Origin of the sequence: Rhizobium aethiopicum (assembly GCF_014197535.1) — a bacterium.
GTDB classification, from domain to species: Bacteria; Pseudomonadota; Alphaproteobacteria; order Rhizobiales; family Rhizobiaceae; genus Rhizobium; species Rhizobium aethiopicum_A.
In genome coordinates this window covers 103,868-122,786 of sequence record NZ_JACIFV010000008.1, presented here as the reverse complement: position 1 = coordinate 122,786, position 18,919 = coordinate 103,868, and the positions used below count along the sequence as shown (strand labels likewise).

Annotated in this window: 21 protein-coding genes; 9 read left to right on the top strand and 12 right to left on the bottom strand. The window is 61.5% G+C overall.

Features of this window, described 5'->3' with window-relative positions:
• Positions 1-168 precede the first annotated feature (168 nt).
• The 3 genes from GGD53_RS13780 (at position 169) to GGD53_RS13770 (ending at position 942) form a co-directional block, all read left to right on the top strand.
• Positions 169-426 (top strand): DUF982 domain-containing protein, encoded by a 258-nt coding sequence (locus tag GGD53_RS13780; protein ID WP_085778099.1) that lies wholly within the window; start codon positions 169-171, stop codon positions 424-426.
• A gap of 115 nt (positions 427-541) precedes the next feature.
• Positions 542-712 (top strand): hypothetical protein, encoded by a 171-nt coding sequence (locus tag GGD53_RS13775; protein WP_164517744.1) that lies wholly within the window; start codon positions 542-544, stop codon positions 710-712.
• Positions 712-942 (top strand): hypothetical protein, encoded by a 231-nt coding sequence (locus GGD53_RS13770; protein WP_184456830.1) that lies wholly within the window; start codon positions 712-714, stop codon positions 940-942. Before GGD53_RS13775 ends, GGD53_RS13770 begins: the two co-directional genes overlap by 1 nt.
• A gap of 146 nt (positions 943-1,088) precedes the next feature.
• Here the strand turns inward: GGD53_RS13770 and GGD53_RS13765 are convergent, their stop codons facing one another.
• On the bottom strand, positions 1,089-2,615 hold the full coding sequence (locus GGD53_RS13765) for an FAD-dependent monooxygenase (protein ID WP_184456828.1): 1,527 nt from the start codon (positions 2,613-2,615) through the stop codon (positions 1,089-1,091).
• Positions 2,616-2,659: 44 nt separating this feature from the next.
• On the opposite strand from GGD53_RS13765, the gene GGD53_RS13760 reads away from it, so the two are divergent.
• Positions 2,660-3,160: a MarR family winged helix-turn-helix transcriptional regulator gene (locus GGD53_RS13760; RefSeq protein WP_184456825.1), complete on the top strand. Its 501-nt coding sequence runs from the start codon at positions 2,660-2,662 to the stop codon at positions 3,158-3,160.
• 28 nt (positions 3,161-3,188) lie between these two features.
• On the opposite strand, the gene GGD53_RS13755 is transcribed toward GGD53_RS13760, so the two are convergent.
• The 7 genes from GGD53_RS13755 to GGD53_RS13725 form a co-directional block, all read right to left on the bottom strand.
• The gene (locus tag GGD53_RS13755) at positions 3,189-3,578 is read right to left on the bottom strand and encodes a RidA family protein (RefSeq protein ID WP_184456823.1); all 390 of its coding nucleotides are present in this window, start codon (positions 3,576-3,578) and stop codon (positions 3,189-3,191) included.
• Between the two features lie 43 nt (positions 3,579-3,621).
• Positions 3,622-4,203: an NAD(P)H-dependent oxidoreductase gene (locus tag GGD53_RS13750; protein WP_184456821.1), complete on the bottom strand. Its 582-nt coding sequence runs from the start codon at positions 4,201-4,203 to the stop codon at positions 3,622-3,624.
• Positions 4,200-5,609 (bottom strand): FAD-binding oxidoreductase, encoded by a 1,410-nt coding sequence (locus GGD53_RS13745; protein WP_184456819.1) that lies wholly within the window; start codon positions 5,607-5,609, stop codon positions 4,200-4,202. The genes GGD53_RS13750 and GGD53_RS13745 overlap by 4 nt, the downstream gene beginning before the upstream one ends.
• Position 5,610: 1 nt before the next feature.
• Complete coding sequence (locus tag GGD53_RS13740; RefSeq protein WP_184456817.1) at positions 5,611-6,924, bottom strand: cytosine deaminase; 1,314 nt, start codon at positions 6,922-6,924, stop codon at positions 5,611-5,613.
• On the bottom strand, positions 6,924-7,766 hold the full coding sequence (locus GGD53_RS13735) for an ABC transporter permease (protein WP_184456815.1): 843 nt from the start codon (positions 7,764-7,766) through the stop codon (positions 6,924-6,926). Before GGD53_RS13735 ends, GGD53_RS13740 begins: the two co-directional genes overlap by 1 nt.
• Entirely contained in the window at positions 7,763-8,590 is an 828-nt protein-coding gene (locus GGD53_RS13730; RefSeq protein ID WP_184456813.1) for an ABC transporter ATP-binding protein, read from the bottom strand. Before GGD53_RS13730 ends, GGD53_RS13735 begins: the two co-directional genes overlap by 4 nt.
• 68 nt (positions 8,591-8,658) lie before the next feature.
• Complete coding sequence (locus tag GGD53_RS13725) at positions 8,659-9,675, bottom strand: ABC transporter substrate-binding protein (protein ID WP_184456811.1); 1,017 nt, start codon at positions 9,673-9,675, stop codon at positions 8,659-8,661.
• 182 nt (positions 9,676-9,857) lie between these two features.
• Here GGD53_RS13725 and GGD53_RS13720 point away from each other — a divergent pair, with 182 nt between their 5' ends.
• Positions 9,858-10,808 (top strand): LysR family transcriptional regulator, encoded by a 951-nt coding sequence (locus GGD53_RS13720; RefSeq protein ID WP_184456809.1) that lies wholly within the window; start codon positions 9,858-9,860, stop codon positions 10,806-10,808.
• 21 nt (positions 10,809-10,829) lie between these two features.
• On the opposite strand, the gene GGD53_RS13715 is transcribed toward GGD53_RS13720, so the two are convergent.
• On the bottom strand, positions 10,830-11,627 hold the full coding sequence (locus tag GGD53_RS13715) for a creatininase family protein (RefSeq protein ID WP_184456807.1): 798 nt from the start codon (positions 11,625-11,627) through the stop codon (positions 10,830-10,832).
• A gap of 235 nt (positions 11,628-11,862) precedes the next feature.
• Here GGD53_RS13715 and GGD53_RS13710 point away from each other — a divergent pair, with 235 nt between their 5' ends.
• Positions 11,863-12,342 carry a DUF2938 domain-containing protein gene (locus tag GGD53_RS13710; RefSeq protein WP_184456805.1) on the top strand — a complete coding sequence of 160 codons (480 nt, stop codon included), beginning with the start codon at positions 11,863-11,865 and terminating at the stop codon, positions 12,340-12,342.
• 199 nt (positions 12,343-12,541) lie between these two features.
• On the opposite strand, the gene GGD53_RS13705 is transcribed toward GGD53_RS13710, so the two are convergent.
• The 3 genes from GGD53_RS13705 to GGD53_RS13695 are packed head-to-tail and all read right to left on the bottom strand — an operon-like array spanning position 12,542 to position 15,533.
• A complete protein-coding gene (locus tag GGD53_RS13705; RefSeq protein WP_184456803.1) occupies positions 12,542-13,183 on the bottom strand; it encodes a ThuA domain-containing protein in 642 nt (213 codons plus the stop codon).
• A gap of 17 nt (positions 13,184-13,200) precedes the next feature.
• On the bottom strand, positions 13,201-14,301 hold the full coding sequence (locus GGD53_RS13700; protein WP_184456801.1) for a Gfo/Idh/MocA family protein: 1,101 nt from the start codon (positions 14,299-14,301) through the stop codon (positions 13,201-13,203).
• A gap of 32 nt (positions 14,302-14,333) precedes the next feature.
• Positions 14,334-15,533 carry an ROK family transcriptional regulator gene (locus GGD53_RS13695; RefSeq protein WP_184456799.1) on the bottom strand — a complete coding sequence of 400 codons (1,200 nt, stop codon included), beginning with the start codon at positions 15,531-15,533 and terminating at the stop codon, positions 14,334-14,336.
• A 199-nt stretch (positions 15,534-15,732) separates the two neighbouring features.
• Between GGD53_RS13695 and GGD53_RS13690 the strand changes: the two genes are divergently transcribed.
• The 3 genes from GGD53_RS13690 to GGD53_RS13680 all read left to right on the top strand — a co-directional run bounded on the left by GGD53_RS13690 (position 15,733) and on the right by GGD53_RS13680 (position 18,897).
• Positions 15,733-17,037 (top strand): ABC transporter substrate-binding protein, encoded by a 1,305-nt coding sequence (locus tag GGD53_RS13690; protein WP_184456797.1) that lies wholly within the window; start codon positions 15,733-15,735, stop codon positions 17,035-17,037.
• A gap of 80 nt (positions 17,038-17,117) precedes the next feature.
• The gene (locus tag GGD53_RS13685) at positions 17,118-18,056 is read left to right on the top strand and encodes a carbohydrate ABC transporter permease (RefSeq protein ID WP_184456795.1); all 939 of its coding nucleotides are present in this window, start codon (positions 17,118-17,120) and stop codon (positions 18,054-18,056) included.
• Positions 18,049-18,897: a carbohydrate ABC transporter permease gene (locus GGD53_RS13680; protein WP_184456792.1), complete on the top strand. Its 849-nt coding sequence runs from the start codon at positions 18,049-18,051 to the stop codon at positions 18,895-18,897. Before GGD53_RS13685 ends, GGD53_RS13680 begins: the two co-directional genes overlap by 8 nt.
• The last annotated feature ends 22 nt before the right edge of the window (positions 18,898-18,919 follow it).

Here is an 18,919-nt window from a genome sequence, read left to right as displayed (position 1 = left end):
CCCTCGAGAAGCTTCAGACGTTTCCCGTTTCAAGCGTCGCCTGCCGGATCCCGCCGGGAGAGACGTGTCTATCACGGTCATGGTGCCAAGGATCGAAGGCCGCTGCCAACGGCATGCTAATTGCAAAGTATCGGTTAGCTCGCCGAAATTAGGAAAAGCTGTAGCAAAGTGAGACAGACGGCAAATTTTCGACCGGTCGGCCTGGCCTCCATGGGGCTTGGCCATTATGCCGTTATCAACTCAGTGTGGGATGCCGCGCGAACGCTGCTCCGTGACTGGCCGGTGGACGACGGCGAAGAATATTTCGAAGCGGTCAAAGCCTGCCTGGATGCGATTACCGGCGATCTCTCGCCGGATCATGTGCGCGCCGTCTTCATCAGGGCTGCGCAGGAGGCGGGCATCGCCGTCATAGAAGCTGCCGACTGACCAGCGGCCGCGCCTTTGTTCCGATTTTCTCCCCGTTCCACGAAGCTCGTCCCGGCGCTTGACTTCTCCAGTCAAAAGTCTAGATTAGAACAGAACGGGAACATTGGAGATTGTCATGACACATACGGAACAGGTGATCGCCAACGCCCTTGCCCTCGTGGAAGCCTCCCGGGCGGCCCGCGAGCGGGACCAGCAGCGCCGCGCCGCCTGGCAGAAAAAGGTGGAACTCAGCCGACCGCTGCCGCCTTTGCCGCGTCCGGTCCAATTGCCGCTGGCGCTAAACTGATGCAGCCGAGCTTGAAATCCCGTCAGGCCAGGCTTGATCAGATGGAACCCGATGATGCTTGGGAAGTGGAAGCTGTGCTCGCCTGGCATGACGATGATGCCAAGGCGGCGATCCGCTCGCTGCTCGATGACTGCAAGCATTTGCGCCGGCAACTGGCGCTGGCCGAATGCGTGATGAGTCGCGGGATGGCGCGCGGCTGGACGCCGCGATACGAACGCGATGCGCTCTGATGAAGTCTTCAGCCGCCCCTGCCGCGGCGGCTTTGGCCGGACCCGTATAGGCTCTGCCCGTGGGCTGGCGGCACCAAGGCTGACGACGGTGAAAACCGGAAGCGTTAGCCGCCGGTCCAACCGCTCGGATCGCCCCCTGCGGCTGCTCAGCAGGTTTCAGCATCGTGACGTTCCGCAGTCATGCCGAGGCCGACCTTGGCGAGATAGGCTTCCAGCGCTGAAGAGGCGCCGGATGCGACTATGGCGCCGATATAGCCGTCCGGACGCACGAGCACATGGTCGCCCGGCGTCAAGGCATAGACGCTGCGGAAATGCCCGCTTTCATCCAGGAGGTCGCCGCTCCGGCCGACCCTGTGGATGTGCAATCCCTTGCGCGGCGGCACGACTGTCTCGTCGACCTCGTAGCAGAGCAGGGTCCAATGGGCGCCCCTGAACATGTCGAACAGCCGCCTTGGCTGGCCGGCCGCACCGGCGAGCGGGGCATCCGGCGCGCGGTCGCCGGCAAGCAGACCGCCGCGGCGTTCCGGCTTTTCCAGCGCGACGGAGGATTCGGGATAGCCGATATCGAGCTGATGAACCTCGCGGCCACGTCTGACGTCACCGCGCTTCAGCGCATCGAGAAGTTTGGTCGCAAGGCCAAGCATCGCCGCAGCAATCGGGCGGCGCTCTTCCTCGTAGCTGTCGAGCAGCTGATCGGGGGCGCCGGCGATGACCGCAGCCAGTTTCCATCCGAGATTATAGGCATCCTGGACGCTGGTATTGAGGCCCTGGCCGCCGGTCGGCGGATGCGTATGCGCGGCATCGCCGACGAGAAAGATGCGGCCGAGCCGGTAGCGGTCGGAAAGCCGGGCGTTCATGGTGTAGGCCGAGGCCCAGGAGACCGACTGGACGTCAATATTCTCGCGGCCGGTGCGTTCCCTCACCAGGGCGGTCAGACCCGCTGCGGAAAGGTCGATCTCGCCTTCGAGAGGGATCGGTCCCTGGATCTGGAACAGATCGGTTCCCACCAGCGGGCAAAGGGCCAGCTGTCGCTGCATGTCGCCTTCGCCAAAGCGATGCCAGGCGTCGCGATCGAGCCCCGTCAGCGCGACATCGGCGACGATGGCGCGCACGCCGAGCGTCTTGCCGGGAAAGCCGATATCCAGCGCGTGGCGTACAAAGCTGCGGCCGCCATCGGCGCCAACCAGCCATCGGACGCGAATGGTCTCGTCGCCAGATTGGCTATTGAGTTGCGCCGTCACGCCCGCCTCGTCCTGTTCGAAACCGATAAGCTCGCAGCCGAATTCCGGCCGGTGTCCCAGCTCGATGAGGCGCTCGCGCATCACCCTCTCGGTCAGGAACTGCGGCACCATCAGCGGAAGATGATAGGGCTCGGCAGGCGTCGCCTCCTCGCGCACCATGGCGTCGGAGTCGATGAAGCTTCCGTCGTTGCGATATTCCCGCTGCTTGGGATAGGCGCCGCCGAGCGCGACGATCCGGTCGAGGATGCCTAGATCCTCGAAGACCTCCTGCGTTCGCGGCTGAATGCCCTTGCCGCGCGAGCCGCGGAAAGGGTCGTTTAACTTTTCGATCAGGCGAAAAGATATACCACGCCGCGCCAGCTCGATCGCCAGCGTCAGCCCGGCTGCGCCGGCCCCTGATATCAGCACGTCGATTGTCGAATTCTGTGTCACTGTCGTCTCCATATGTGTATTATGCACATAATAGGAGAATCGAAATGTCGTCAACAATAAATGTGCAAAATACACATATATCGGAAAAGCTGCGCGAACTGCATGGGGCTTTGATCGAAATCGTCAGCGTGATGAACCGGCCCCAGCGCGACGAGCAGATGGTGCGCGAAGCAGGTATTTCGCTCGATCGCGCCCTGTTTCCGCTGCTGGTGACGGTGGAACGCCTCGGCCCGATCGGCGTCGTCGAACTCGCCGACCGCGCCGGGCGCGACTACACCACCGTCAGTAGGCAGGTCGCCAAGCTCGAGAGCCTGGAGCTGGTCGAGCGTCGGGAAAGTGCCGCCGACCGCCGCGTGCGCGAGGCTGTCATCAGCCCGAAAGGCAAAGTGATGACGGACCGCATCGACGCCGCGCGCGAGCGGATGGGCCGCGCGATCTTCGCAAGCTGGGACGAGCACGATTTCAATGAGCTGGTGCGGCTTATGCGAAAATTTGCCAGCGATATCGGGGGTAGCGCTGAGGAGCCGCAGGGAGAGGGCGGCTGACGCGGGCGCTCCCACAGGGCCTGCTTCATCAGAATACTTTGGCGGCCGTCGCTTCGACTTCCACCAGAAAGTCAGGCCGGGTGAAGCCGCTGACGATGATCAGCGTTGAGGCCGGCTTCGGATCCAAGGTATAGCGATCCCGCACCGCCATATAAGCCGGGAAATCCTCGCGTTTCGTCACAAAGGCGGAGATTCGGATCACATCGCCAAAGCTCATCTCGGCCTCGGCGAGAATTGCCTTGATTGCCTCGAAGCAGAGTTCCGCCTGTGCGCCGATATCCTCCGGCACGATCTCGTCGGGGCCGATGCCGAGCTGACCCGAGGTCACGAGCAGCGAGGCGCCCGGCGGCACCAATAGCCCGTGATTGTAATGTCCGAACGGGCGGCGGACGGATGAGGGATTGAAAACCTTCTTCATCGGCATTCCCTGCTTGAACGAGGTGTCGCTGCGGCCCGGATGTTCAGTAGCGCTCCATGGCGTTCTTCACCTTCTCCAGAAAGCGTATCCGGCTTTCCTCAGTGCAGTTGTTCATGTCGTAGTGGGCAAGAAAGGTGACTGGCCGCAGCGGGTAGATCTGGGCTCGCAGCACGCGCTTGACGATCTTCTTCGGCGGATTTCCGGCCACAAAAGCCCGGAACGGCGTGGCGCCATAAGTGAGCACGGCGGCAAGCTTCCTGATATGGCGCAGCCGCGATTCCACCTTGCCGTCGACCAGTTCGAACGAGACGCCGGGAAGCCAGACGCGATCGAAATATCCCTTCAATATTGCGGGGAAGCCAAAATTCCAGATCGGCGTGACCAGCACCAGCCCTTCGGCCCGCTTCAGCCGCTCGACATAGGATTTCACCAGTTCGGTGTTGCCGGGATAGTCGTGATAGCTGAGCCGGTCATGCCGGGAAAGAACGGGATCGAAATTCTCGGCGTAAAGATCGCATCCGTCCACGTCGTGGCCGGCTTTGCGCAGGCTTTCCAGCGTCTGCTTGTAGAGGGCCTTGCCGTAGCTTTCCTCCACCGGATGCGAATGCAGCACGAGAACCCTCATGAGGCCTCCATGACGCTGGCAAGGCCGGGGAAGAGATAGTTCTTGCCGGCATTGAAATCGAAGTCAGGGTTCTCCCAGGCGATCATCTTGCCGGGGTTCAGCAGCCCCTTGGGATCGGTTTCATGCTTGAAGGCAAGCTGCACCTTGTCGGTGCGCTTCATGCCACCTTCCTCGAGCGTATAGCGGTGCGGGTTGAAGATCGGGCAGCCGTGATCCTGGTGGATCCGGATGATCACTTCAAGGCGCTCTTCGGTGGTGTAGCGCACCAGCGGCAGGCCGGAGCACTGGATCTGCCCGTCGAACCGGATGAACTCCAGATGCCCCGGAACTTCGTCGCCGAAGATCTCCACCATCTTGGCGACCTTGGCCACGTGATCCGGCCCGGGATACTGAACCTGCAGATAGGTGAAGCCGGGATCGACTTTCAGCGCCCGCAGCGTCGTGTGGTTCCAGGCAAGTTCATAGGCATGCGGAATGCCTTTCATGCTCTCGACCTTGTCGGAGCGGAAGATCACTTCGCCCTTGTGGGCCGAGGTGAAGGCCAGGAAGGCGTCCATCGCATGCGGCGCGATCATCAACACCACCACCGACTGCCCCTTGCGGATATAAGGCTTGTGGCGAGTGAAATAGTCGTGCGGGATCGGAGCGGCGATCGGGGCGATTTCCTTGACGAGGATGCCGTTGCACTTGGCCAGCGCGTCCGAAAAGCGCACGCAGGCCATGAAGTCATCGTAACCGACGAGAACATCGACCCAGTCATAGGCAGGCGCCAGCGGCATTTCGATCTCGGTGATGATGCCGTTGGTGCCGTAGGCATGGCTGACCTTCTGCAGGTCCCAGCCGGTGAGATCGAGCACGCGCGGCTCGGCCTCCATGGTGACGACGCGCAGGCGCAGAATATTGCCGAGATCGCGCAAGCCGCCCCAGGTGATCGAGCCGACGCCGCCGGAGCCGCCGGCAATGAAGCCGCCGACCGTCGCCATCTGCGCCGTCGAGGGATGGAACCGCAGTTCCTGGCCGGAATGAGCCTTGGTCTGCTTGTCGAGCTGGGCAATGATGATGCCCGGCTCGCAGATCACGCGGCCGGGATGGATTTCCTTGATCTTGTCCATGGCCGCCAGATTGAGCACGATCCCGCCGGAAAGCGGCATCGCCTGGCCGTAATTGCCGGTGCCGCCGCCGCGCGGCGTGACCGGCACGCCGTGCGCGAAGGCGACTTTCAACGTCCGGATGACCTCTTCTTCGTTTTTCGGCGTGACGACGAGGTCGGCCGTCACATTATCGAGCTGCGCCTTCAGGATCGGCGAATACCAGTAGAAATCGCGGCTCTTCTGGCGCACCAGCGCCGGATTGTCTTCGATGGCGATGCCTTCGAGTTCTTGGCTGATCGTCTGATAATCCGGCATGTCAGGCTCCAACGACGCTGTCGAGTTCACGATAGTCCGGCAGGCTGCGGTCGATCACCTTGCCGCGACGAAGGACGACGCGGTCGGACTGCGGACGGGAAAGAAATTCGCTCCAGCGCCTGGCGCTGAAGAGAACGAGATCGGCCGATGCGCCGACGGCGATGCGCCCCATATCCGGCCGGCCGAGAATATCGGCCGGCGAGGTGGTGACGACACGCGCAGCCGTATTCAGCGGATGGTCGAGGTGCAGGATGCGGACCGCCTCGCGGAACACCTCCACCGCATCCAGATCGCCATAAGCATAGAAGGGATCGCGGGTATTGTCGGAGGCGACCGCGGTTGCAACGCCGGCCGCGGCCAGCTCCTTGAACAGGGTGACGCCGCGCCAGCGCGGTGTGCGACCGGGATAGCGGTCCTGCAGATACGTGTTGCACATCGGCAGTGAGACGATGGCGACACCGGCCTCTGCGACAAGATCGACCGTGCGTTTTGCCGTCTCCTCGTCCTGGCGGGCGAGCGAGCAGCAATGGCCGGCCGTTACCTTGCCGCCGAAGCGGTTGCGCAGGACGGCTTGGGCAATTGCCTTGAGGGTTTCCGCAGCCGGATCGTCGGTCTCGTCGACATGAAGATCGACATCGAGGCCGTTCTCGGCCGCAGCTCTGAACAACATGTCGAGCTGGCTGTCGAGATCGCCGCTCATCCGGGTGACGCCGCCGATCAGCCCGCCCTTTTCGCGGACCACAGTGACGAGATCGGCGAAATAGGCCGCGTCCGCCATGTTTTCCATCGGAAACAGCGCCACCGCCTGTAAAGCGATTCTGTCCTTCCAGACATCGCGCATTTCGGCAAAGACTTCGAATGAAATGCGGTGCTGCGGCGCAAGGGAATCGAGATGGGTTCGAATGAGGCTGGTGCCGTGTGCGTAGGCAGATCGAAGGGAAAACTCCATGCGCTTCTTGACGTCGGCGGCCGACCAGTTTGCCTCGCGGTCTGCGCGCACGGCCTCCAGCGCTCCCGGGAATGTGCCGTCCGGATTGGCGTTGCGCGGCCAGATGTGGCCCTTGTCGAGGTGCGTGTGCATGTCTGCGAAGCAGGGCCAGACCATGCCCTCCTTCAGGTCGGACTTCGCCAATTCTACGGGCGCTCCGCCGGCCGGCAGCAGGGCGGAAATCACGCCGTCGGCGATGACGATATCGGCTCGGACGAGCCCCTCGACAACAGGCGCCTCATAACCGGCGACGGCAGCGGCAGGCAGGGTTGCGTTGCTCAGCACGAAGCGGCCGGCATTGGGCGGGGAGATGAAGGAATAGGTCATCAGTTTTCCCGTTTCAGGCTGCTTTCGTGCCAGCGGTGCAGGGCAAGCCACGAAATGAAGGAGGTGACGGCGAAGATCGCCACGCCGAGCAGCGAGAGCATCAGCAGCGCCGCAAAGAGGCGCGGAATATTGAGGCGATACTGCGCTTCGAGGAGCCGGAAGGCGAGACCGGAGCCGGCGCCCGCCGAGCCCGCGGCAAATTCCGCGACGACGGCGGCAATCAGCGCCAGGCCGCCGCCGATCCTGAGACCCGTCATGAAATAGGGTTGGGCGGCCGGCAGCTTGAGAAAGAGCAGCGTCTGCCAGCGCGAGGCGCCGTAGAGCTCGAACAGGTTGATGAGATTATGGTCGACGCTTTTCAGCCCCTGCACCATATTCGAAAGGATCGGGAAAAACGCTACCAGGAAGGCGCAGATCAGCAGCGCCACCTGCGTCGACGGCGCATAGATCAGGATCAGCGGCGAGATCGCCACGATCGGCGTGACCTGAAGAATGACCGCGAGCGGATAGAAGGCGAGTTCGATCCAGCGCGACTGCACGAGGAAGATCGCAAAACCGACGCCGCCGACAAGCGCCAGCATCAGCGACATCAGGGTGATCTTGGTGGTGACCCAGAGGGCAGGGGCAAGCGTGCCCCAGTCGGTCACGAGGGCACTGGCGACCGCCGCAGGGCCCGGCAGGATATAGGGCGGCACGCCGGACAGTCTGACATAGGCAGACCAGATCAGGATCAGCGCCGCGATCACCAGCAGGGGGATCAAGATGCGCAGCGCCAGATCGCGGCCCTTGGCGCTTGCCATAGTTTTGAAAACCAGCGGCGCTTCGGCCGGTTCGTCACTCATCGATGGTCCTCCACCGCGTTGATCGCCCCGATCAGCGAATGCGAGACCGTCTCGCAAGCTCTGCGGTATTCTTCCGAAGTGCGGTAATGAGCATCGCGTTCAAGGCTGGTCGTCAGCGGCAGATCGGCATGAACGCGCCCAGGTCTTGCCTTCATCACGACGATGCGGTTCGAGAGATAGGCGGATTCGAAGACCGAATGAGTGACGAAGATGACGGTGATGCCGGTCACCTTCCAGAGCCGCAGCACGTCGTCGTTCAGCCTCTGGCGGGTGATCTCATCAAGCGCCGCGAAGGGCTCATCCATCAGCAGGAGCTTCGGCCTGGTCACGAGCGCCCGGGCGATCGACACACGCATCTTCATGCCGCCGGAGAGTTCGCGCGGATAGGCGCTGGCGAAATCCTGAAGCCCGACGGTGCTCAGCGTCTCCAGTATCCGATCGTGCGCCGCAGCCTTCGAAACATGTTTCAGCTTCAGCGGCAGATGGACATTATCGAACACGGTCTTCCAGGGCATCAGCGTCGGCTCCTGAAAGACGAAGCTGATATCGCCCTCGGGGAGACCCTTGGAGTTGATGCGCGAACTTGGCCAGTCGATCGCGCCCGAGGAGACATTGCCGAGGCCGGCAATGATGCGCAGCGCCGTGGATTTACCGCAGCCGGACGGACCGAGCAGACTGATGAACTCACCGCTTTCCACGGTCAGCGACATATTCGAAAGGGCCACGGTTCCGCTGGAGAAGACTTTCGAGACCGATTGCATGACGACCAGCGGCCGCTTGCGCGCTTCTTTCGGTGATAGGGCCTGAGCTTCTGCTGGGGGCATTGCCTGTCTCGTTCATGCAGGGGAATGATCCGCCGTGTTGGCGGCGGACCACAGGCGGCGTTGGTAGCTTATTTCTTCATCGCCATTCCGGTGCCCTTGCAGACGAATTTTGTCGTAAACGCCTTGGTGTAATCCGTCTCCGGCTTGAACACCTTGATCGCTACCATTTCGTCGAAGAAGGCCTTGTAATGCCCCTCGGTCAGGCAGCCGATGCCCTTGTCGAGACTGTCGCCGGATTCGATGATGCCGTACTCCTTCATCTTGGCGATGGAATAGGCGATCTGACCATCCGTCATTTCGGGATTGTCCTTCTTGATCAGCTCATTGGCCTTCGCGTTGTCGCCATAGAGATAGTGGTACCAGCCTTCGATCGAGGCATCGACGAAGCGCTGGACGACATCCGGCTTACTGTCGATCATCGCTTGCGTGGTGGTGATCATCGTCGAATAGGGAGAGTAGCCGTTGTCTGCGAGCAGGAAGACTTTCGGTTCGAATCCGGCCTGCTTCTGGATCTCGTAGGGTTCCGAGGTAAGGTAGCCCTGCTGCGCCGAATCCTTGTCGGCAAGGAAGGGCGCCGGGCTGAAATTATACGGCTTGTACTGCTCGTCCCTGAAGCCTTTGAAGTTCGCCTTCATCCACTCGAAATAGGTGAGATAGCCGTCCTTGCCGAGGAACAGCGTCTTGAGCTTCGCGAGATCTTCGAATTTCTCGATGCCGGCATCGGGATGTGCGATCAGCACCTGCGGATCCTTCTGGAAGATCGCCGCGACATCGACGAGCGGAATACCCTGCTCGACGGCCGAAATCTCGCCCTGCGGTCCACCCATGTAGAAATCGATTTTGCCGGAGATCAGAAGCGCGCTGTTGGCGGCGTTCGGGCCGCCCTGGACGATGGTGACGTCAAGGCCGTGTTTGGCATAGGTACCGTCGGCGACCGCCTGGTAGAAGCCGCCATGCTCGGCCTGCGCCAGCCAGTTGGTGCCATAGGTGACCTTGTCGGCCGCCTGAGCGGACGCGATGGAGGCAATCATGCCGCCAAGCGCGCCCAATGCGGAAAAGACCCTGTTCTTCTTTGTCATGGGCATGATCGACGTTCCCCTTCTGAGTTCGCAGCCGTCGCGGCGACGTTCGATTTTCTTCATAGGAGCCGTTGCTTTGCTCTTTGAAAAGCATCAAATTTCGTGCGCAATGATGCCTTTTCGGCATCTCACCGAAAGCTTGTGCCTAATTTACGCTGCGTGCCTGATTTTTGTGCGACGGGGTTCTGATGCTGCACTCAAGAAAACTTCTCTATATCAACGAGATTGCGCGTTCGGGCTCGATCCGCAAGGCGGCGGCACGGCTGAACGTGGCGTCTTCGGCGATCAATCGGCAGATCCTCGCGCTGGAGGAGGAAATGGGCGCGCCGCTCTTCGAGCGTCTGCCACGCGGCCTGCGCCTGACGGCCGCCGGCGAACTCTGCATCGAACATATTCGCGAGGTGCTGAAGAATTACGAGCGGCTGGAGGGGCGCATCCGCAGCCTGAAGATGCAGCAGGCGGGCAAGGTGCGGCTGGTGACAACGGTTGGCCTTGCTGCAGGGCCGCTCCCCGAAATCATCGCGCGGTTCCAGTCGGAGCATCCGCGCGTCTTCATGCAATTGCGCAACGACGCCGGCACGATGACGGTCAACCCGGTGCTTTCAGGTGAGGTGGATATCGGCCTCGGCTTCAATATTCCGGCAACGCCCGGCATCCGCACCCTCGGCAATTTCGACATTCCAATAGGCGTGGTTCTGCCGCCCGGTCACCATCTGATCGGTCCCGGCCCGATCAACCTGGCCGATATCGTCCAGGAGCGCCTCGTGCTGGCGCAGCAAGGGACCAGCCTGCGCGACGTGATTAATCTGGCCCTGGCGCGCCTCGACGTGCATGTCGAACCGGTGCTCGAAACCAATGCCTCGGAGATGCTGAAGAAGCTGGTCAGAACGGGGGCGGGGCTGACGATCCTGAACCCGCTCGATGTCATCACTGAATGCCGGCAGGGTGAACTGGTCTTCCGGCCGATCGCCGAGCCGCATGCGCGCCACCAGCCGATGAAGCTCTTTGCCCGCGCCCGCGCGCCGCTCGATTCCGCCACCAGCCTGTTCGTCGAGTACCTCCTGGCCGAACTGGCCGGACTCGTGCAGGAGCTGCAGGCCAAGGGTCACATTCCGGCCTATGCTTCCGCCGCGATGTGAGCCAATGCTCGGGACAAGGTCCTACTTCGAGTAGAGATTGGAAAGCGGGTAACGCTTCAGGTCATAGAGCAGCTCTATGAAGCCCTTGACCTGATGGCGGCAAATTGCTTCGCCCTTTTCGGCGGTCCCGAGCGAGGCGTCGCCGACCACGCCGTTGGGATTGAGATCGTGCGCGATCCAGGCGAGCGAATGCGGCGGCAGCGGCTGAATGTAATTCGATTGCTCCCGCATCCATTCCGCCTTGGAGGTGAAATTCTGCGCCTTCTCCATCCGCACCAGATCAGGTCGGAAATGCAGCATCAGCGACGTTTCCACCTCGCCGCCATGGATGCCGTATTTCAGCTCATGCTCGCCGATCATACCCTCGGGGTGGCCGAAGCGGCCCCATTGCGTGGAGACGACGGCCATCGCATAGCGCACACGCAGCTCGCGCGCCACGATGCTCATAATATCGACATTGCCGCCATGCGAGTTGACGATCACCATCTTGCGGATGCCGGCTTCGGCAACCTTTGCGCCGATCGCGGTCCAGACCGGAATGAGCAGTTCGGCGCCGAGCGACAAGGTTCCCGGGCCGTAGATATGTTCATTGGCCTTGCCGATTTCCTGTGTCGGCAGCACCAGACAATCGAGATCGATGGGCTTCTGCTTGCGCAACTCGACGAGCATGCCATTGGCGATAGCCACGTCGGTAGCGACAGGTAGATGCGGCCCGTGCTGCTCGGTCGAGGCGATCGGCAGAACGGCGATGGTGGTGTCGGGAGACAAGCCGGCGAAGTCGTCGCTGGCCAATTCGTTCCAGTAAAATGGCAGTGTCATTGCCGTTCGCCTCTCATTGCCGTTCGAGACTGTGAGTAGGGAATAACGCTACCTGCGAAAAGCATCAATTTGCGGCCGCACCGATGCCTTTTTGCGGATGATGGAGCAACGGCCCCGTCGAGGGCGCCTCTTGGCCGCAATGTCTCCGCGAATGTCTTGCCGAAACCATTGCGCAAGCGCGTCCGCAATGGTTCTCTGGCGCTTCTTCTATCACAACGCTCTCCGGTGATTCCCGATGTTCGATATCTTATGGCGCGGTCTGGCGATCGGCGCCGGCGCAACCATCCTCATGGACCTCTGGGCGATCGTGCTCACGAAGGTCTTCGGCCAGACGCCGCCGAACTGGGCGCCGGTCGGCCGCTGGTTCTGGCATCTCGGCCGCGGCAAGGTCTTTCATGAGAACATCGCCGATGCCGAGCCCTATGCTGGTGAATTAGCACTCGGCTGGTTCAGCCACTACGCCGTCGGCATTCTCTATGGCGTGATCTTCGCGCTCATCATGGGAGAGGGATGGTTGGCAGCCCCGACATTTCTTCCCGCCTGGATTTTCGGCATCATCACAGTCGGGGCAGGGTGGTTCCTGCTGCAGCCGGGCCTCGGCCTCGGCTGGGCTGCGTCCAAGCATCCGAAGCCGATGAAGGTCCGGTGTTTCAATCTGCTGGCGCATACGGTGTTTGCATTAGGACTTTATGGTACGGCGTTGATTCTGCGCTGAGATCGCCAAGACCCCTCCCCAACCCCTCCCCACAAGGGGGAGGGGCTAAGATGCCGCACCGCTTCACATAACCTCTGCCGTAGCAATCGTAGAACGGTAACAGCCCGGCACGACATCTTCTTTTAGGTCACTACCGGACACCGCAGCTTAGTCCCTCCCCCTTGTGGGGAGGGGTTGGGGAGGGGTTTTCAACTTCGTCTCACCGCGCCGCCCAATTCGCACCGCGCCGGAAGATCGTCTTCATCTCCGGCACCTCGAACTCCTTGGCCTGGTGGCCAAGTGAGGAGTAGAAGACGCGGCCCTTGCCGTATTTGCGCTTCCAGACGACGGGCATGACGACGCCGTCGATCCAGTAGGCGTGTTCGCCGGTAAACCGGGTCGTCGCCAGCACCTCGTTCGAGGGGTCGACATGCATGTAATATTGCTCTGACCTATAGGGGAAATCGGCAATCCCCTCCATCAGCGGATCGTCGGGTCGGGTGATGTTGACGGTATAGTCGATGATGTTGCCGGGATGGGCCACCCACTGGCCGCCGATGATGAATTGGTAGTCGACGGAGTCGCGGAAGGCATCGCCCGCGCCACCGTGATAGCCGGCGATACCGACACCGCTTTCGATTGCGGCGGCGAGGTTCTTGACCTCTTCCTTTTCGATCTTCGACATCGTCATGATCGGCACCACGAGGCTGAGATCGTGGACCGAAGGGTCGGCGAGCGCCTCGGTGCCGTGTTCGAGATAGACCTTGAAGCCGTCTTCCTCGAGCATGATCTTGATGATTTCGGCGCATTCCTGCGGCTCATGCCCGCTCCAGCCACCCCAGACGATCAGTGCTTCACGCATTCTCTTTCCTCCTGAAATTATTTCGCCAGCCGTCCGTCGACGATCGAATCGGACAAGGGGGCAGGGCGTTCGACCGCCGTTGATATCGTCACCGTCCGGCCGGTCTCGGACGCTATGTGGAAGGCTTCCATGATTTCGAGCACATGCAGCGCCAGGTCGCCGTTGGCGCGGTGCGGACGGTTGGAGCGGATCGCATGCGCCATGTCGGCGACGCCGAGCGAGCGGAAATTGCCTTCGGCATAGGGCGCGGTGACCGGCTGGTCCTCGAAGGCACCGCCCTTCTTCATATATTCGACCGGGCCGGCAAACTTGTTGGGGTCGGGCACGATGAGCGTGCCCTCGGTTCCGTAGACTTCGAGCGGCACATGCTTGTGGCCGGCGACATCGAAGCTCATGGCGATCTGGACGACGGCGCCGTTGGCAAAAGCCATCATGCCGGCGACATGGGTCGGTACATGCACAGGAATGCGCTCGCCGTTGCGCGGCTCGCTGGTAATCAGCCGTTCGGCCCGCGGCGTCGTCGCAAAGCCGGCGACCTGGGATACCGGCCCGAGAAGATTGACGAGATCGGTGATGTAATAGGGACCCATGTCGAGCATCGGCCCACCGCCGACTTCGTAATAGAAGGCCGGATTCGGATGCCAGCGCTCATGGCCTGGGCACATGAAGCTTGCCGAGCCCCCGACCGGCTGGCCGATGACGCCCTGGTCGATCAAGGCCCGGGCCGTCTGGTGGCCGCCGCCGAGGAAGGTGTCAGGCGCCGCGCCGATGCGCAGATTTCGGCCGCGCGCCGCCTCGGCCAATTTTTTCCCTTCCGCGAAATTAATCCCGAGCGGCTTTTCCGAATAGGTATGTTTGCCGGCCTCCAGCGCCTGCATCGCCACGGCGACATGGGCCTTCGGGATGGTCAGATTGACGATGATCTCGACCTTGGGATCGGCGAAAAGCTCTTCGACGGATTTGACGGGCATGTTGAATTCGGCAGCTTTTGCCTCTGCCAGTTCCCGGTTGAGATCGGCGACGCCGCGAATGTCGAGAATTGGGAAGGATGCCATCGCTGTGAGATAGGCGCCCGAAATATTACCGCATCCGATGATGCCGATACCGACCTTGTCCATGAATTCCTCCATTGATCTTGAGTGCGCGCTCCTCAGAGCGCCGGCCCTGTGGTGCTCCAGGGTGATTCGTAGAGTTCGTAGAGCGCCACGGCTGCGGCACCCTGCGCCCAGAAATCATCGCTCGAATCGTCGAAGACGAGTTCGCTGACCCCCTTCAGCGAGGGCGGGATGGCGAGCGCATAGGCGTCGCGCAGGCTGTTCAAAAACGGTTCGCCGAGCGCCAGGCTGGAGCCGACCAGAATGACGCGCGGCGGCGCAAACAGCGTGACGATGTTGGCGATGGTCAAGCCGACTGCCTCGCCGGCGCGCATGGCAGCGCCGATCAGCCGATCGTCATCAGCCTTGATCAGAGCTTGGGCATGGGTCATGCCGCGCCCGAGGCGGATCGCTTCGGCAAAACGCCCATCGGCCTGCTGTTCGCCGAGGATCGCGCTTTCGCCGGCCTGGCTGAAAAGCCGCACGATGCCGTTCGGTCCCATGCCGAGCACGAGGTCGCCGAGATTATGGCTGAGGCCGCCGGCGCCGCGGAACAGGCGGTTGCCGTGCAACACGCCAAGCCCCAGCGTCTGTTCCAGCGAAATCAACACCATATCCTCGAGATCCCTGGCTCTTCCGAACCAGTGATGGCCGAGCGTGATGGCATGGGCGTCGCTCTCGACGATGGTCGGCGTCGACAGCCGCGTCGACATCTCGGCGGCGAAATCGACATTGGTGTCGCGAAAGATCGGGCTGCTTCTGATGTAGCCGGTGCGGTGCTCGACGACGCCGGGAAAGCCGAGGCAGATGCTGTCGACATCTTCCAGCGACAGGCCGGCATCGACGACGCAGCGCCTGACCCCGTCCTCGACCAGATCGGCAATGACGCCGATCGGCTGCCGGTCGATGCGGATCGGCAAAGCCAGCTTCGACAGCACGTCGCCGCGAAAATTGGTGACGACGAACACCATGCGGCTGGCGGCGATCTTGCCACCCACGACGCGGGCGGCGTCGGGATTGAGCTCCAGCGCCACGCGCGGCCGGCCACGCACCGCCTCATTGCGGATATCGCCTTCATGCCGCGGCAGGATGAGCCCGTCATCGAGCAGCGAGGCGGTGATGGCCGAGACGGTTGTCGTCGAAAGTTCGGTCCGCTCGCTGATTTCGATGCGCGAGATCGGACCATGGCGCCTGATGGTGTCGAGCACGTTCAAGCGATTGATCGCGCGCATCAATTCTGGATCTGCAGTCTTCATGAAAATGTGCCGGCAGTCGTTTGGTTGGGCGGAAGCCAACATTTATAACGGGTTACGAATTAAATAGCAGGCAACTCCGCAGGGCTGTCAAGCGAATTTGGTAAAAATTAACGTATCGGGTTGACATCCGGCGCGAGGTCCGTTGAATTAATCCGCATAGGGGAAAAATTGTGAGGATAGGTCCCCTGGGAGGAAAATCATGAATTTCATGCTGAAGAACGCCGCTTTCGGCGGCAGGCGCATCGTATCCGTGGCCGCGGCAGCCGGCATGTTGCTGGCCGGAGCAGGGGCCGCCTCGGCGACGACGGTGGTCAAGTGGCTGCATCTTGAAACCGATCCGAAGAACGTCGCCGCCTGGGAAGAAATCGTCAAGAAATACGAAGCTCAGCATCCCGACGTCGACATCCAGATGCAGTTTCTCGAAAACGAGGCCTTCAAGGCCAAGCTTCCCACGCTGCTGCAGTCCGACGACGTACCGGATTTCTTTTTCAGCTGGGGCGGTGGCGTCCTGAAGCAGCAGTCCGAGACCGGCGCGCTGCAGGATGTGACGGCAGCCCTCGATGCTGATGGCGGCAAGCTGCGCAAGGCCTATACGCCGGCCTCGGTCGACGGCCTGACCTTCGACGGCAAAACCTGGGCGATCCCCTACAAGGTCGGCCTGGTCAGCTTCTTCTATAACAAGGCCTTGTTTGCCAAGGCCGGGGTCAAGGCCGAGGACATCAAGACCTGGGCTGATTTTCTTGAGGCGGTGAAGAAGATCAAGGCGGCCGGTATCGTACCGATCGCCGGCGGCGGGGGCGAGAAATGGCCGATCCACTTCTACTGGAGCTATCTCGTCATGCGTGAGGGCGGCCAGAAGGTCTTCGATGCGGCCAAGAAGGGCGAGGGCGAAGGCTTCCTCGATCCGGCCATCATCAAGGCCGGAGAAGATCTCGCCGAGCTCGGCAAGCTCGAACCGTTCCAGCCGGGCTATCTCGGCACGACCTGGCCACAGACGCTCGGCGTTTTCGGCGACGGCAAGGCGGCAATGATTCTCGGCTTTGAAGCGACCGAGGCCAACCAGCGCAAGAATGCCGGGGACGGCAAGGGGCTTTCATCCGACAATATCGGCCGTTTCGTCTTCCCGACGGTCGAAGGCGGCGCCGGCAAGCCGACCGATACGCTCGGCGGCCTGAACGGCTGGGCGCTCACCAAGAACGCCTCCAAGGAAGCGATCGATTTCCTCGCTTTCCTGACGAATGCGGAAAACGAGCGCGCAATGGCCAAATCAGGCATGCTCCTGCCTGTTGCCGTCGGCGCCGATGACGGCGTCGTCAATCCGCTGCTGGCCGAATCGGCCAAACAGCTTGCCGGTTCGACCTGGCATCAGAACTTCTTCGACCAGGATCTCGGTGCGGCCGTCGGCCGTGTCGTCAACGACGTCTCGGTGGAAATCGTCTCCGGACAGATGAACTCCAAGGACGGCGCCCAGATGATCCAGGACGCTTTCGAACTGGAACAATAACCAGCGCCGCAGAACCATCCGGCGCTCCTGCCAATCGGGAGCGCCGGCATCGCTGCCGACGAAATGCGAAAGCAGGAACCATGGCCAATATCTCAGTCTTATCGACACCGAGCGCCGCAAGGCCGGCAAGACGAGCCGCAAACCGGAAGAGCTCGGTCGCCCACGACCGGCTGACGGTGCTGTTGCTGTTTCTGCCGCCGGCGCTGCTGCTCTTCACGCTCTTCGTGATCATGCCGATGGGCGAGGCGGCCTGGTACAGCCTCTATAAGTGGAACGGTTACGGCACGCCGACGGAGTTCATCGCACTCCGCAATTTCCAGGTCCTGTTCCGCAACGCGGCGTTTACCCAGGCGCTGGTCAATAACGGCCTGATCATCATCATCTCGATCTGCATCCAGGTGCCGCTCGCCATCTGGCTGGCCACCATGCTGGCGCACCGCATTCCCGGTGTCGTCGCTTACCGCCTGATCTTCTTCCTGCCCTATGTGCTGGCGGATGTTGCCGCAGGCCTCATCTGGCGCTTCGTCTATGACGGCGACTACGGCCTGTTTGCCGCCGTTTCCAACTTCTTCGGCTTCGCCAATCCTTATGTGCTCGCCGACAAGGACGTGGCGATCTATGCCATCCTCGGGGTTATCGTCTGGAAGTATTTCGGCTTCCACATGATGCTGTTCATCGCCGGCCTGCAATCGGTCGACAAGAGCGTGCTGGAGGCGGCCGAGATCGACGGCGCCACCGGCTGGCAGAAATTCCGCTACGTCACGCTGCCGCTCCTCGGCTCCACCCTGCGCCTTTCAATCTTCTTCGCCGTCGTCGGCTCCCTGCAGCTCTTCGACATGATCATGCCGCTGACCGGCGGCGGGCCGTCGAACTCGACGCAGACGATGGTCACCTTCCTCTATACCTACGGTGTCATGCGCATGCAGGTGGGTCTGGGCAGCGCCGTCGGCGTGGTGCTGTTCATCATCTGCGTGACACTCGCCTTCGGTTACAAAAGGATCTTCATGCGCCATGACTGATATGAGCTCTTCCATCCGCATGAGGACATCCACCCGCATCTATCTCTACGTATCGCTGAGCCTGATCGCCGCGATCGTACTGGTGCCGCTGCTGACGACGGCGCTCGGCGGCTTCAAGACGCTGGGGGATCTCCGCACCAATCCCTTCGGCCTGCCGACCGAATGGCAATGGGCGAACTACACCGACATCCTCTTCGGCGAGCGCTATTGGCTGCAGATCGGCAATTCGCTCGTCATTGCGGCGCTGACCGTGCTCTTGACGCTGATCGTCTCGTCGATGGCGGCCTTCGCCTTTGCCCATGTCCGCTTCTTCGGCTCGTCCTTCCTGCTCAATTATTTCCTGCTCGGCCTGATGTTTCCGGCCGCCACCGCGATCCTGCCGCTGTTCATCCGCATTCGTGATCTCGGCCTGCTCAATACCTATTGGGGTGTGGTGCTGCCACAGGTCGCCTTCGGCCTCGGCATGAGCATTCTTTTGTTCAGGAACTATTTCCGCAATCTTCCGGAAGAATTGTTTCAGGCGGCCTTCGTCGACGGTTGCGGTTATCTCAGGTTCTTCTGGCATATCTCGCTGCCGCTCTCCCGGCCGATCGTCGCCACGGTCAGCATCATTTCCTTCGTCGGCAGTTGGAACAGCTACATCCTGCCGCTGATCATGCTGAACTCGGAATCCAAATATCCCTGGCCGCTCGGCATCATGGTCTATCGCGGCGAATTCGGCACGGAATGGCAGTTGGTGCTGGCCTTCATCACGCTGACCATCCTTCCCACCATCATCGTCTTCTTCGTCGCCCAGAGACACATCATCGCCGGATTGACCGCCGGCGCGGTGAAGTCCTGAGCCGAACCATTGGAGTGCAAGC

Coding starts and splice junctions, on each gene's coding strand:
- GGD53_RS13775 (WP_164517744.1), top strand. CDS start 542: ATGACACATACGGAACAGGTGATCGCCAACGCCCTTGCCCTCGTGGAA.
- GGD53_RS13770 (WP_184456830.1), top strand. CDS start 712: ATGCAGCCGAGCTTGAAATCCCGTCAGGCCAGGCTTGATCAGATGGAA.
- GGD53_RS13760 (WP_184456825.1), top strand. CDS start 2,660: ATGTCGTCAACAATAAATGTGCAAAATACACATATATCGGAAAAGCTG.
- GGD53_RS13755 (WP_184456823.1), bottom strand. CDS start 3,578: ATGAAGAAGGTTTTCAATCCCTCATCCGTCCGCCGCCCGTTCGGACAT.
- GGD53_RS13750 (WP_184456821.1), bottom strand. CDS start 4,203: ATGAGGGTTCTCGTGCTGCATTCGCATCCGGTGGAGGAAAGCTACGGC.
- GGD53_RS13745 (WP_184456819.1), bottom strand. CDS start 5,609: ATGCCGGATTATCAGACGATCAGCCAAGAACTCGAAGGCATCGCCATC.
- GGD53_RS13740 (WP_184456817.1), bottom strand. CDS start 6,924: ATGACCTATTCCTTCATCTCCCCGCCCAATGCCGGCCGCTTCGTGCTG.
- GGD53_RS13735 (WP_184456815.1), bottom strand. CDS start 7,766: ATGAGTGACGAACCGGCCGAAGCGCCGCTGGTTTTCAAAACTATGGCA.
- GGD53_RS13730 (WP_184456813.1), bottom strand. CDS start 8,590: ATGCCCCCAGCAGAAGCTCAGGCCCTATCACCGAAAGAAGCGCGCAAG.
- GGD53_RS13725 (WP_184456811.1), bottom strand. CDS start 9,675: ATGCCCATGACAAAGAAGAACAGGGTCTTTTCCGCATTGGGCGCGCTT.
- GGD53_RS13720 (WP_184456809.1), top strand. CDS start 9,858: ATGCTGCACTCAAGAAAACTTCTCTATATCAACGAGATTGCGCGTTCG.
- GGD53_RS13715 (WP_184456807.1), bottom strand. CDS start 11,627: ATGACACTGCCATTTTACTGGAACGAATTGGCCAGCGACGACTTCGCC.
- GGD53_RS13710 (WP_184456805.1), top strand. CDS start 11,863: ATGTTCGATATCTTATGGCGCGGTCTGGCGATCGGCGCCGGCGCAACC.
- GGD53_RS13705 (WP_184456803.1), bottom strand. CDS start 13,183: ATGCGTGAAGCACTGATCGTCTGGGGTGGCTGGAGCGGGCATGAGCCG.
- GGD53_RS13700 (WP_184456801.1), bottom strand. CDS start 14,301: ATGGACAAGGTCGGTATCGGCATCATCGGATGCGGTAATATTTCGGGC.
- GGD53_RS13695 (WP_184456799.1), bottom strand. CDS start 15,533: ATGAAGACTGCAGATCCAGAATTGATGCGCGCGATCAATCGCTTGAAC.
- GGD53_RS13690 (WP_184456797.1), top strand. CDS start 15,733: ATGAATTTCATGCTGAAGAACGCCGCTTTCGGCGGCAGGCGCATCGTA.
- GGD53_RS13685 (WP_184456795.1), top strand. CDS start 17,118: ATGGCCAATATCTCAGTCTTATCGACACCGAGCGCCGCAAGGCCGGCA.
- GGD53_RS13680 (WP_184456792.1), top strand. CDS start 18,049: ATGACTGATATGAGCTCTTCCATCCGCATGAGGACATCCACCCGCATC.